The organism is Streptomyces coacervatus, assembly GCF_029223485.1.
In the GTDB taxonomy this organism is placed as follows: Bacteria; Actinomycetota; Actinomycetes; order Streptomycetales; family Streptomycetaceae; genus Streptomyces; species Streptomyces coacervatus.
On sequence record NZ_JARHTP010000008.1, the window covers coordinates 234,470 to 247,334 of the forward strand.

At 70.1% G+C, this 12,865-nt stretch carries 12 protein-coding genes; 4 read left to right on the forward strand and 8 right to left on the reverse strand.

What is annotated here, in order from left to right; translation table 11 throughout:
* The 4 genes from P2Q00_RS21400 (at nucleotide 1) to P2Q00_RS21415 (ending at nucleotide 3,561) form a co-directional block, all read left to right on the forward strand.
* The gene (locus P2Q00_RS21400; protein ID WP_275774228.1) at nucleotides 1–444 is read left to right on the forward strand and encodes an FMN-binding protein; all 444 of its coding nucleotides are present in this window, start codon (nucleotides 1–3) and stop codon (nucleotides 442–444) included.
* A 75-nt stretch (nucleotides 445–519) separates the two neighbouring features.
* The gene (locus P2Q00_RS21405; RefSeq protein WP_275774229.1) at nucleotides 520–1,902 is read left to right on the forward strand and encodes a ferredoxin reductase family protein; all 1,383 of its coding nucleotides are present in this window, start codon (nucleotides 520–522) and stop codon (nucleotides 1,900–1,902) included.
* Nucleotides 1,903–1,931: 29 nt separating this feature from the next.
* Nucleotides 1,932–2,765, forward strand: coding sequence for an FMN-binding protein (locus tag P2Q00_RS21410; RefSeq protein ID WP_275774230.1), 834 nt, complete (start codon nucleotides 1,932–1,934; stop codon nucleotides 2,763–2,765).
* Nucleotides 2,766–2,820: 55 nt separating this feature from the next.
* Nucleotides 2,821–3,561, forward strand: coding sequence for an FAD:protein FMN transferase (locus P2Q00_RS21415; RefSeq protein ID WP_275774231.1), 741 nt, complete (start codon nucleotides 2,821–2,823; stop codon nucleotides 3,559–3,561).
* Between the two features lie 241 nt (nucleotides 3,562–3,802).
* Here P2Q00_RS21415 and P2Q00_RS21420 read toward each other — a convergent pair whose 3' ends face one another.
* The 8 genes from P2Q00_RS21420 to P2Q00_RS21455 are packed head-to-tail and all read right to left on the reverse strand — an operon-like array spanning nucleotide 3,803 to nucleotide 12,635.
* The gene (locus P2Q00_RS21420; RefSeq protein WP_275774232.1) at nucleotides 3,803–4,342 is read right to left on the reverse strand and encodes an arginine repressor; all 540 of its coding nucleotides are present in this window, start codon (nucleotides 4,340–4,342) and stop codon (nucleotides 3,803–3,805) included.
* Between the two features lie 7 nt (nucleotides 4,343–4,349).
* Nucleotides 4,350–5,528: an acetylornithine transaminase gene (locus P2Q00_RS21425; RefSeq protein ID WP_275774427.1), complete on the reverse strand. Its 1,179-nt coding sequence runs from the start codon at nucleotides 5,526–5,528 to the stop codon at nucleotides 4,350–4,352.
* A gap of 11 nt (nucleotides 5,529–5,539) precedes the next feature.
* A complete protein-coding gene (gene argB / locus P2Q00_RS21430) occupies nucleotides 5,540–6,457 on the reverse strand; it encodes an acetylglutamate kinase (protein ID WP_275774233.1) in 918 nt (305 codons plus the stop codon).
* The gene (gene argJ, locus P2Q00_RS21435) at nucleotides 6,454–7,605 is read right to left on the reverse strand and encodes a bifunctional glutamate N-acetyltransferase/amino-acid acetyltransferase ArgJ (RefSeq protein WP_275774234.1); all 1,152 of its coding nucleotides are present in this window, start codon (nucleotides 7,603–7,605) and stop codon (nucleotides 6,454–6,456) included. Before argJ ends, argB begins: the two co-directional genes overlap by 4 nt.
* Nucleotides 7,602–8,630 (reverse strand): N-acetyl-gamma-glutamyl-phosphate reductase, encoded by a 1,029-nt coding sequence (gene argC, locus P2Q00_RS21440; protein ID WP_275774235.1) that lies wholly within the window; start codon nucleotides 8,628–8,630, stop codon nucleotides 7,602–7,604. The genes argJ and argC overlap by 4 nt, the downstream gene beginning before the upstream one ends.
* A gap of 45 nt (nucleotides 8,631–8,675) precedes the next feature.
* Nucleotides 8,676–9,077 carry a GtrA family protein gene (locus P2Q00_RS21445; protein WP_275774236.1) on the reverse strand — a complete coding sequence of 134 codons (402 nt, stop codon included), beginning with the start codon at nucleotides 9,075–9,077 and terminating at the stop codon, nucleotides 8,676–8,678.
* On the reverse strand, nucleotides 9,074–10,024 hold the full coding sequence (locus P2Q00_RS21450) for a glycosyltransferase family 2 protein (RefSeq protein WP_275774237.1): 951 nt from the start codon (nucleotides 10,022–10,024) through the stop codon (nucleotides 9,074–9,076). Before P2Q00_RS21450 ends, P2Q00_RS21445 begins: the two co-directional genes overlap by 4 nt.
* 22 nt (nucleotides 10,025–10,046) lie before the next feature.
* Nucleotides 10,047–12,635, reverse strand: coding sequence for a YfhO family protein (locus P2Q00_RS21455; protein WP_275774238.1), 2,589 nt, complete (start codon nucleotides 12,633–12,635; stop codon nucleotides 10,047–10,049).
* Nucleotides 12,636–12,865: the final 230 nt, after the last annotated feature.

Consider the following 12,865-nt stretch of genomic DNA (forward strand, 5'->3'; position numbering starts at 1 on the left):
GTGCATGCGTTGAAGAAGAACCGTCCTTTGCGCCGGATCGTGCTGGCGAGCGCCGCCACCGTCTCCGGAATGGTGCTGCTGCTCTCCCTGAAGCCGCACTCGACACCGGACGTGGCCCTGGCCGTGCCCGCGCCGTCCGGCAGTGCGAGTGCCGGCGTGTCCACCGGCACGAAGACCGTCACCGGCGACACGGTGCAGACCCGCTGGGGTCCCGTCCAGGTCCGTATCACCGTCAAGAGCGGCAAGCTCACCGACGTGACGGCCGTCACCTACCCCACGGACAACCCGCGGGACCAGGAGATCAACAGCTACGCCCTCCCCCGCCTGCGCAGCGAGGCCCTCCAGGCTCAGAGCGCCAATATCGACACGGTTTCCGGAGCCACGTACACAAGTGACGGTTACCGCCAGTCACTCCAGTCCGCACTGGACTCGGCACGCGGCTGAACACACCGGCGTCGCGGCACGTATCTCAGGGCCAAGGGACCACGCCAACCCCCTTGCCCCCGCCCCGGAGGAACAGTGACCACCACGCTCGCAGGCGGCCGCGCCGCCCGCCGACAGACGATGCGCCGCATCCGTCCGCGCCGCTCCCCGGCGACCGTCCTGCTGCTCGCCGTATTCGCGGGCGCGGTCGGCGTGCTGTGGCTGTGGTGGCACAACACACCGTCCATCGCCGACCAGAACGGCAAGATCCTCAACGCGGGCCGGATCACCGGTCTGTTGGCCGGCTATCTCATGGCACTGGTCGTGCTGCAGATGGCCCGGGTGCCCGCACTCGAACGGCGCGTCGGCTCCGACCGGGTGGCCCGCTGGCACGCGATGAGCGGCCGCTACACCCTCTGCCTGATCGTGGCGCACATCTTCCTCACCATGTGGGGCTATGCGCTGCAGGCCGGCAAATCGCTCGGCGACATCGTCCAGCAGACGATCGACTCCATCAACCAGCTGCCGGACATGGGCAAGGCGGCCATCGGCACCGGTCTGTTCGTGCTGATCGGGCTGACCTCGATCGGCCCGGTCCGCCGCCGGATTCCGTACGACACCTGGTACCACGTCCACCTGCTGACGTACGCGGCGGTGTTCCTGACGTTCTGGCACCAGATCACCACCGGCAACGACTTCGCCGTCGAGCCGACCGCCAAGACCTTCTGGTACGCGCTGTACGGGTCGGTCACCGCGCTGGTGATCTGGTACCGCATCCTCACCCCGATCCGGCTGAACATGCGGCACCGCATGCGCGTCGAGGCGGTCATCGAGGAGACCCCGGGCATCGTCTCCGTCCTCATCGGCGGGCGGAAGCTGCACCGGATGGGTGCGGAGGCGGGGCAGTTCTTCCGCTGGCGGTTCCTTGCGCCGGGCATGCGGTTCTCCTCCCACCCGTACTCGCTGTCGGCGGCGCCCCGCCCCGACATGCTGCGGATCACCGTGAAGGCGATCGGCGACCACAGCGCCCGGCTGCGCGAGCTGACGCCCGGCACCAAGGTGTGGGCCGAGGGCCCGTACGGCGCGATGACCGCGCAGCGGCGCAGCCGCGGCAAGGTGCTGCTGGTCGCGGGCGGCGTCGGCATCACCCCGATGCGGGCGCTGTTCGAGACCCTGCCCGGCGCCTCCGGCGACATCACGCTCCTGTACCGGGCCAACACCACGCAGGACCTGGCCCTCTGGGACGAGCTCGCCGCCATCGCCGACGACCGCGGCGCCCGTCTGATGTACGCCGTCAACAGCCCGGACGGGGAGCGCCCGGACATCTCGGCGGACCGGCTGCGGCAGAAGCTGCCGGACATCGAACAGCACGACGTCTTCATGTGCGGGCCGGCCGGGTTCGCGCAGGGCGTGTACGAAGCACTGCGCGGAGCGGGAGTGCCCGCCCGCCGCATCCATCACGAGTCGTTCGAGATGTGAGCGACGGGACTTCAGGAGCCTAGGTAGCGATGAAGAAGAGTCACCCCATCCGGCGTGTCGTGCTGGCCACCGCCGCCACCGTCTCGGGTGTCGTGCTGCTGCTGTCGCTGAAACCGGCGTCCGACCCGGGCGCCCAGGCGGCCGGCGCGACCCCGCAGCAGACCGCGGCGGCGCAGGAGTCGCCCCAGGGCGGGGCCTCGGCGGCCGGTTCCGCGAACGGCACCATCGACGGCGCCGTGGCCCAGACCCAGTACGGCAACGTCCAGGTGCGCCTGACCGTCGCCAACGGCAAGATCACCAAGGCCGATGCGATCCAGGCGCCCAAGGGCGGCACCAGCGACCAGAAGACCGCCCTGTCCATCCCCAAGCTGACCCAGGAGACGGTCGCCGCGCAGAGCGCGAAGATCGACTCGGTGTCCGGGGCGACGTACACGAGCAACGGCTACAAGCAGTCCCTGCAGTCGGCGATCGACAAGATGAAGGCGAGCGCCGGGACTTCGCAGGGCAGCGGCTCCTCCCAGGGCAGTGCCAGTCCTTCCCAGGGCAGTGGCGGGGGTTCCGGCTCGGGCACCGGTTCGGGTTCCGCCCAGGCCAAGACCGTGACCGGCAGTGTGGCGCAGACCCAGTACGGGCCCGTCCAGGTCCGGATCACCGTCAGCAACGGCAAGATCACCAAGGCCGATGCGGTGCAGGCGCCCAAGGGCGGGCTGAGCGACCAGAAGACGGCGATGGCCGTCCCCAAGCTCAACCAGGAGGCGGTGGCGGCCGGCAGCGCGAAGATCGACTCGGTGTCGGGTGCCACGTACACCAGCAGCGGCTACAAGCAGTCGCTGCAGTCCGCGCTGGACCAGGCCGGTGGCTGAGTCGGTGGCGGAATCGGCAGAAGCTCCCGCCGCGGTGCGTCATGCGGAGGAGGTCATGGGGACCGTCTTCTCCTTCGACGTCCGCGGCGGGGAGCCCGGTGCGGTGCAGGCGGCGCTGGAGGAGGCTGTCGCCGGACTGCACCGGGTGAACGAGGTGTTCAGCACGTACCGCGAGGAGAGCCAGGTCTCCCGCCTGGCGCGCGGTGAGCTGACCGTGGAGGAGTGCGATCCCGAGGTCGCCGAGGTGCTCGGACTGGGCGCCGAGGCGGAGCGGGTGAGCGACGGCTGGTTCAGCATGCGCTACGAAGGGCGGCTGGATCCCACCGGGATCGTCAAGGGCTGGGCCGCCGAGCGGGCGGCCCGGCGGCTGGCGGCCACCCCCGGGGTGATCGGGGTGAGCATGAACGGCGGCGGGGACGTCCAGCTGCTCGGGGCGCCCGAGCCGCACCGGCCCTGGCGGGTCGGGGTGGCGGACCCGCTGCGTCCGGGCGGGCTCGCGGCGGTCGTCTCCGCGGCGGGCACGGACGAACTGGCGGTGGCCACGTCCGGCACCGCCGAGCGCGGGGCCCACATCGTCGACCCGCGCACGGGCCGGTCCGCGGTGACCGACCTGGTGGCGGTCACGGTCGTGGCCCCCAAGCTGACCTGGGCGGACTGCTGGGCGACGGCGGCCTTCGCGATGGGCTCGCGGGACGGGCTGCGCTGGCTGGAGTCCCTGCCCGACGTGGAGGCGCTGCTGATCACGGCGGGCGACGAGGTGCGCTGCACGGGAGGGCTGGCGGCGCGGCTGGGCTGAGGGCGGGTGTCCTATCACCGGCCGGATCAGCGCGCGGCGTCTGCTACGTGCGATCGCAAGGCTCCGGAGCACCCTCCTGGCGGAGCTGAAGGGGCGTTTCGGCAACGCGGCGAGCATGCGTGCCCGACGCCGCGCGCCGGGCCCGGGATATGGCGCAGGCGCCGAGGGCCTGTGAACAGACCCCCATGCGAGTCCGGGGCGCCACGGGAATCCATCCCGTGGCGCCCCGGACTCGTATGTGTCAGTGGCCGTTCTGAGCCAGCCGCAGCAGATGCTCGGCCAGTGCGTGCCCGCCCGTGGGATCCCGGCTGATCAGCAGCAAGGTGTCGTCACCCGCGATCGTCCCGAGAATGTCGTGCAACTCGGCCTGGTCGATGGCCGACGCCAGGAACTGCGCAGCACCCGGCGGCGTCCGCAGCACCACAAGGTTCGCGGACGCCTCGGCCGAGATCAGCAGCTCCTGGGACAGCCGCCGCATCCGCTCTTCCTTGGCGGACTCCCCCAGCGGTGCCCGGGGGGTCCGGAAACCCCCCTCGCTCGGCACCGCGTAGATCAGATCGCCGTCGTTGTTGCGGATCTTCACCGCGTTCAGCTCGTCGAGATCCCGGCTCAGCGTCGCCTGCGTGACGTTCAAACCGTCGTCGGCCAGCAACTTCGCCAACTGGCTCTGGGAGCGCACCGGTTGCCGGTTGAGGATGTCCACGATCCGGCGGTGGCGTGCGGTGCGGGTCTGCGGCACGGCAGGCCCGGCGTGCTGTGCGTCGTCCTGCGCGTCACTCATCGTCGTCTCATTCTCCGGATCCGTCCCCGTTGGCGTGGTCCAGGATGCCGGGGAGCGCCCGGAGAAACGCGTCCACCTCGTCGTCGCCGAGAGTCAGCGGCGGCATCAGCCGGACGACGTCGGGGGCGGGCGCGTTCACCAGGAAACCGGCCTCCTGAGCCGCCTGGCGCGCCTGGGGCGCGAGCGGCTCGGTGAGCACGATACCCAGGAGGAGGCCCGCGCCCCGGACATGGGCGATCAACGGGTGGCCCAGTGACTCGATTCCGTCCCGCAGCTTCTCGCTCTGCTGCTTGACGTTCTCCAGCAGCCCGTCGTTCACGATCGTGTCCAGAACGGCGAGTCCGGCGGCGCAGGCGACCGGGTTGCCGCCGAAGGTCGTGCCGTGGTGCCCGGGCTGCAGCAGTTCGGCGGCCCGCCCGAAGGCGACGGTCGCGCCGAGCGGCAGTCCCCCGCCCAGGCCCTTCGCAAGGGTGACGACGTCCGGCAGGACGCCCTCGTGCGCCTGGTACTCGAACCAGTGGCCGGTACGGCCGATTCCGGTCTGCACCTCGTCGAGGACCAGCAGCGCACCGGTCGCCGCGGTGATCGCGCGGGCAGCCTTGAGGTAGCCGGCCGGCGGCACGACGACGCCGATCTCGCCCTGAACCGGCTCCAGGATCACCAGCGCGGTCTCCTCGGTGACCGCGGCCGCAAGGGCCTGCGCATCGCCGAACGGCACATGCGTGACCTCACCGGGCAGCGGCAGGAACGGCTCCCGCTTGCCCTGCTGGCCGGTCATCGCGAGGGCGCCCATGGTGCGGCCGTGGAAGGCGCCCTCGGTGGCGACGACATGGGTCCGCCCGGTCAGCCGGCCGATCTTGAAGGCGGCCTCGTTGGCCTCGGCGCCCGAGTTGCAGAAGAAGACCCTGCCGTCCCGCCCGAACAGCTGCAGCAGCCGTTCGGCGAGCGTCACCGTGGGCTCGGACATGAAGAAGTTGGAGATGTGGCCGAGGGAGCCGATCTGACTGCTGACGGCCTCGACGACCGCCGGGTGGGCGTGGCCGAGCGCGTTGACCGCGATACCGCCGACGAAGTCGAGGTACTCCGTGCCCTCGGCGTCCCACACCTTGGCGCCCTCGCCGCGCACCAGGGGCAGCAGCGGGGTGCCGTAGTTGTTCATGAGCGCGCCCTGCCACCGCGCGGTCATCTCCTGGTTGCTCACGACTCCCCCTGTACGTGCGGATTCTCGTCCGGCACGACCATCGTGCCGATGCCTTCGTCGGTGAAGATCTCCAGCAGGATCGAGTGCTGGACCCGGCCGTCGATGACACGGGCGGTGGTCACGCCGCCTCGCACGGCGTGCAGACAGCCCTCCATCTTCGGCACCATGCCGGAGCTCAACTCCGGTAGCAGCTTCTCCAGTTGGGAAGCGGTGAGGCGGCTGATCACCTCGTCGCTGTTGGGCCAGTCCTCATAGAGACCCTCGACGTCCGTGAGGACCATGAGAGTCTCCGCTCCAAGAGCAGCAGCGAGTGCCGCAGCCGCCGTATCAGCATTGACGTTGTAGACATGTCCATCGTCCTGGCTACGGGCGATCGACGAGACGACCGGGATCCGGCCGTCGGCGAGCAGTGCCTCGATCGCGCCCGTGTCGATCGCGGTGATCTCGCCCACCCGCCCGATGTCGACCAACTCCCCGTCGATCTCGGGCTGGTGCTTGGTGGCGGTGATGGTGTGCGCGTCCTCGCCGGTGAGGCCGACGGCCAGCGGGCCGTGCTGGTTGAGCAGATTGACCAGCTCGCGCTGGACCTGCCCGGCCAGCACCATCCGTACGACGTCCATGGCGTCCTCGGTGGTGACCCGGAGCCCGGCCTTGAACTCGCTGACGATGCCGTGCCGGTCGAGGGCGGCGCTGATCTGCGGGCCGCCGCCGTGCACGACGACCGGCTTGAGGCCGGCGTGGTGCAGGAACACGACGTCCTGGGCGAACGCGGCCTTCAGATCCTCGTCGATCATGGCGTTGCCGCCGAACTTGATGACGACCGTCTTGCCGTTGTGCTTCACCAGCCAGGGCAGCGCCTCGATGAGGATCTGGGCCTTGGGAAGCGCGGTGTGTTTGCGGGTCACATTGCTCATGAGGAGTAGGCGCTGTTCTCGTGGACGTAGTCGGCGGTGAGGTCGTTGGTCCAGATGGTGGCGGTCTCGGAGCCCGCGGCGAGGTCGGCGACGATGTGCACCTCGCGGTAGCGCATGTCGACCTTCTCGCGGTCCTCGCCGACGCCGCCGTTCTTGCAGACCCAGACGCCGTTGATGGCAACGTTGAGCTGGTCCGGCTCGAAGGCGGCCTTGGTCGTGCCGATCGCGGAGAGGACGCGGCCCCAGTTGGGGTCCTCGCCGTGGATGGCGCACTTGAGGAGGTTGTTGCGGGCGATGGAGCGGCCCACCTCGACGGCGTCGTCCTCGCTCGCCGCGTTGACCACCTCGACCTTGATGTCCTTGCTGGCGCCCTCGGCGTCCCGGATCAGCTGCTGTCCGAGGTCGTCGCAGACCTGCCGTACGGCCTCGGCGAACTCCTCGTACTGCGGGGTGACTTCGGAGGCTCCGGAGGCGAGCAGCAGCACCGTGTCGTTGGTGGACATGCAGCCGTCGGAGTCGACGCGGTCGAAGGTCGTGCGCGTGGCGGCCCGAAGCGCCTGGTCCAGTACGTCGCTCTCGACGACCGCGTCCGTGGTGAGGACGACCAGCATGGTGGCGAGGCCGGGGGCGAGCATGCCCGCGCCCTTGGCCATGCCGCCGACGGTCCAGCCGTCCTTCGTCACGACCGAGGTCTTGTGGACGGTGTCGGTGGTCTTGATGGCGATGGCGGCCTTCTCACCGCCGTGCTCGGACAGTTGGGCCGCTGCCGTCTCGACTCCCGGGAGCAGCTTGTCCATCGGGAGCAGAACGCCGATGAGCCCGGTGGAGCAGACGGCGACCTCGATGGCACCGCGGTCCAGCACCTCGGCGACCTTCTCGGCAGTGGCGTGCGTGTCCTGGAAGCCCCTCGGCCCCGTACAGGCGTTGGCGCCACCGGAGTTGAGCACTACGGCCGACACCTGGCCACCCTTGAGTACCTGCTCGGACCACAGCACCGGCGCGGCCTTCACACGGTTGGACGTGAAGACACCGGCGGCGGCGCGGCGCGGACCGTTGTTGACCACGAGGGCCAGGTCCGGGTTGCCGTTCTCCTTGATTCCGGCGGCGATGCCGGCCGCCGTGAATCCCTTGGCTGCCGTGACGCTCACGGTGCGACTCCGATCGTGGAAAGCCCGGTGGTCTCGTCGAGTCCGAGGGCGAGGTTCATGCTCTGGACGGCACCGCCCGCGGTGCCCTTGGTCAGGTTGTCGATGGCGCTGATCGCGATGATGCGGCCCGCGGCCTCGTCGTACGCGACCTGCACCTGAACGGCGTTGGAACCGTAGACGGACGCCGTGGCGGGCCACTGCCCCTCGGGCAGGAGGTGGACGAAGGGCTCGTCGGCGAAGGCCTTCTCGTAGGCGGCGCGGACGGACTCGGCGGTGACGCCGGGCTTCGCCTTCGCGCTGCAGGTGGCGAGGATGCCGCGGGGCATCGGGGCGAGGGTCGGCGTGAAGGAGACGCTCACGGTCTCACCGGCGGCCGCGCTGAGGTTCTGGATCATCTCGGGCGTGTGCCGGTGCCCGCCGCCCACGCCGTACGGCGACATGGAGCCCATGACCTCGCTGCCCAGCAGATGCGCCTTGGGCGCCTTGCCCGCGCCGGAGGTGCCGGACGCGGCGACGATCACGGCCTCGTTCTCGGCGAGAGACGCGGCGTAGGCCGGGAAGAGCGCCAGCGAGACGGCCGTCGGGTAGCAGCCGGGTACCGCGATGCGCTTGGACCCCTCCAGCGCGGCGCGGCCACCCGGCAGTTCGGGGAGGCCGTACGGCCAGGTCCCGGCGTGCGCGGAGCCGTAGAACCTCTCCCAGTCGGCCGCGTCCTTCAGGCGGAAGTCGGCGCCCATGTCGACGACGAGGACGTCCGGGCCGAGCTGCTCGGCGACGGCGGCGGACTGGCCGTGGGGCAGCGCGAGGAAGACGACGTCGTGGCCGGCGAGGACCTCGGGGGTGGTCTCCTGGAGTATCCGGTCGGCCAGCGGCAGCAGGTGCGGCTGGAGCGCGCCGAGCTTCTGTCCGGCGTTGGAGTTGCCGGTCAGGGCCCCGATCTCGATCTCGGGGTGCGCCAGGAGCAGACGCAGGAGCTCTCCGCCCGCGTACCCGCTCGCTCCGGCCACTGCCGCACGTACCGCCATGTCATCCTCCTCCTGGATGGCATGACTATACGTATCGATGCACGTTTATGCAATCCGAGCGGGCTCCGCCTTCGGGAGCATGATCCGGCGGGAGACGACGAACGTCACCGGAATCGCCACCAGGGACGCGAGCAGCGGGGCGAACCGGCTGCTGAAGTGCATGAGGTCGACGAGTACGTAGACACCCGCCGTCGTGATCAGGAAATTCGCGGCATTCGTCAGGGGGAACAACAGGAATTTTCGCAGAGTCGGACGTGTCCGGTAGGTGAATCGCGCATTGAGGAAAAAAGATCCCACCATACTCAGCACAGTCGCGGCGACATGGGCCACCAGATAAGGCAGGTAGGTGAGGAACAACAGATAGAAGCAGTAGTACGTACCCGTATTGACGGCCCCGATCACGGCGAAGGTGAACATCTGTCTCGACATCAGGGAACTCGACCTCATGGAATGAGGTCCTTCGCTCGCTTCACGTTGGTCGCCTTCACCAGGAAGTGCGGGCGCCCCTTCACCTCGTAGTAGATCCGGCCGGTGTACTCCCCGATCACCCCGAGCATGATCATCTGTACCCCGGCGACCCCGGTGACGGCGGTGATGATGGTGACGTAGCCGGGGGTCTGCACTCCGTTGATGAGCGCGGCGCCCACGATCCACGCAGTGTAGAGGCCTGCGATCGTCAGCAGGACCGTGCCGAGGTGCAGGGCGGCGCGCAGCGGGCGGTTGTTGAAGGAGAGCAGGCCGTCGAGTCCGTAGTTGAGCAGGCTGCGGAAGGTCCAGGAGCTGCGGCCTGCCTCGCGTACCGCGTTCTCGTACTCGAAGGTGGTGCTCGGGAAGCCCACCCAGGCGAACAGGCCCTTGGAGAAGCGGTTGTACTCGGTGAGGCCCAGGACGGCGTCCACCACGCGGCGGGACAGCATCCTGAAGTCGCCCACGCCGTCGACGAGTTCGACGTCGACGAGGCGGTTGACGAGGCGGTAGTAGAGGCGGGCGGTGAGTGTGCGGGTCATGCCGTCGCCGGTCCTGGTGCGTTTGGCGATGACCTGGTCGTGGCCCTGTCCGTGCAGGTCGACCATGCGTTTGATGAGTTCGGGCGGGTGCTGGAGGTCCGCGTCCATGACGACGACGGAGTCTCCCGATGTGTGGCGAAGGCCCGCGAGCAGCGCCGCCTCCTTGCCGAAGTTGCGGCTCAGCGAGACGTACCGGACGCGCGCGTCGAGGTCGGCGAGCCGTTCCAGGACGGTGAGCGTACGGTCGCCGCTGCCGTCGTCGACGTACACGAACTCCATGTCGTGGCCGAGCGGAAGGAGTTCCTCCGCGACCTTCTGGACCTCCTCGTGGAAGCGGTCGAGGACGTCTTCCTCGTTGTAGCAGGGTGCGACGATCGATATCAGCACGGGTTCCTCCCCCTGGGCAGGGTCAGAGAGCGCTGCTCACGCGCTCGAGCGGTCGAGTGGTCGTGGGTGACGGCGGTTCGGTGACCCGCCGTCGGCGTACGGCGGTGAGCGCGCCGAGCAGGATCAGGGTCAGGACCGAGGCGGCCCCGACGGTCGTGCCGAGCCGCAGCCCGGGTGGGTGGAAGGTGCAGGTGACAGTGGTCGCGGAGCCGTCCAGGGGGACGGCGATCAGGCCGTGGTAGTCCTTGGCCGGTACGGCGGTGGCGTCGCCCGCGGCGCAGCGCCAGCCCGCGATGCGGGGAGCCGCGACGACGGCGGTTCCCTTGCTGCCCGCGGGGAGTTCGGCGTGGATGGTGGCGTCGGAGACGGTGACGTGGGTGGCGCCGGTGGCCTTGAGGTGCTCGACGGCGGTGTGCAGCCGGGCGGTGTCCAGGCAGCCGACGGCGCCTTGCGGGATGCGGCCGGGGCGGTCCGGGGTCAGCGCGATGCGCAGCCGTCCGGACGCCGGGGCCGGGCCCAGCGACGCCATGGCGGCGCGGTTGCGCGGGTAGCCGAAGCGGAAGTATGCGGTGGTCTTGCCCAGTTGTGCGGTGCCGGAGAAGTGCGGGGCCCACAGATAGACCGGGCTTCCGGCCGGGCAGCGGGCCGTGATCGTCGGCTGGGACAAGGCGTTCCCGGAGCCGACCCTGCCGTCTCGGGCCGGGGTGCCGAGGTCGTCGTACACGGCGCTGCGCGACACGGTGTAGACGCGGCTGCCGAGCAGCAGTTCCTGATTGCGGTACGGCGACGCGCCGAAGGACGCCCGGTCGGGGGCGGTCCGCACGGTCACCAGGGGCGGCACGTCCTGCCGGGAGACGGTCAACGGGCCGCCGATCTGCGGCAGTTGCGCCTGGTGCGGGTCCGTCGGCGAGTGCACCCGGGCCCCGACGGAGAAGATCGCGTCGGTGACGGCGTTGTCGAGGCTCTGCACGCTGCGTCCGCGCGAGGTCCAGCCGCCCCCCAGCGCCGTGAGCGTACGGCTGAGAACGTCCGCGGTGAGGCTGCTGTAGTACTGGGCGCCCTGGCCGCCGACCAGCAGCGGATCGTTGCCGACGGTCTGCTCGCGGCCCGGCTCGGTGCGGTACTGGGGCCAGCCGTCGGCCCGCGCGATCGCCTCCGACTGCTCCTGCTGCCGGTCTCCCCAGGGGGCGTAGTCGTCCATGTGGCCGAGCCGCCACCGGGTGGCCACGGCGGAGGTGGCCATGGCCTCGCCGAACTGCCCGCCGAACAGCAGGAACACGGCGAGCGCGGCCACGGCACTGCGCCGTCGGCCGTTGGTGCGCCGCAGCAGGACCAGCCCGCCCAGCGCCCCGATGAGGGCGAGGCCCAGCACCGGCCAGGCGACGGGGTGCATGAAGTGACTCCGGCTCGCCACGGCGGTGATCAGTGCGAGCAGCGCGCCCGCCGCGCCCAGGGCGCGCGGATCGGGCACACCGTACGAGAGGGCGTGCCAGGCGGCGATCACCAGCAGTGCGCACAGGACGAAGGCCTGGCGGTAGGCGCTGCCCTGCGGGGTGGCGAAGGCATGCCAGACCAGATGGGTCGGGCCCCACTGCAGCGACAGTGCCACCCCGACGACCAGCAGCGTCCACCCGGCGCGCACCCGCCGCGGCACCGCGCGGTCGAACGGCAGGGCGAGTGCGAGCAGCAGCGCCGTGGTGCCCACATAGAGGGCCGGGCTGGAGAAGCTGTACGTCGTCGGGAGCAGCCGGGCCAGCAGGTCCTGGGTCGGCACCGGCTTGAACTGCACGACTCGGCCCGGGTAGGCGTGCTTGGTGCCGAAGTACACGACGGCCAGCAGCGGGGCGGCCAGGCCCACGCCCAGCGCGACGGTGCCGGCGGCCCGGCCCGCCAGCTTCAGCCGTTCCCGGTTCGGGAGGCCGGACAGCCACAGCCGCAGCAGCAGCACCAGGCCGGCGCCGATGGTCGCCATGTACCCGGTGTAGAAGTTGGCGATCCAGGCGAGCGCCACGATCAGTACGCCGAGCAGCGGGCGCCGCTTGTTCAGCGTCCACTCCCCCACCAGGCACAGCAGCGGCAGGGCGACCAGGCCGTCGAGCCACATGGGGTTGTACGAGGCGACCGCGACACTCCACCCGCACAGCGCGTACGAGGCCCCCAGCAGCCCGGCCGCCCACCAGCGGCCGGGGCGCAGACACAGCAGCAGCCAGGCCATGGCGGCGCCCGCGGACGCCGTCTTCAGCACGGTGATCACATACACCGCGAGGTCGATCTCGTCCCGCGGGAACACCCCGACGAGCAGGGCGAACGGGCTGCTGAGGTAGGTGCCGAGGTCGGGCAGGAAGCTGGAGCCGTATCCCGACTGCCAGTTGACGAACAGGCCGCCGTCGGCCCGACCGTGCAGCAGGTCCCACAGGTGGGCATGGAACGGCACGTACTGGTTTCCCAGATCGTTGACGTTGCGGGTGCGGGGCCCGAAGGGATAGCTGCGGGCGAGGGCGTCGGCGGCGCAGAACACGGTGACGGTGACGGCCGCGGCGAGCAGCGCCGCGGCCTTCTTCGGTGAGAAATGACCACTCGAAACAGCTGTGGACAAGGTCGAGCGATCCATTCCCTCTTGCTCCCCGCGGTAATTGATTCGCCGACTAAGACGGCCCGAGTTTCGGATCGGTTGTGCCGTCCGCGGAAAGTGGCAAACCCTGCTCCGAATGCGGCCGCAGGCTTATACGAATGGGATGGTGAACATCCGGGAAACAGAAATTTCCCGGCACGTAATTAGTGGGTGAACCCACCGCTCTGCGGCGAACACACCACTGGGCGCCGAGCTCAGCTTGACCTGGA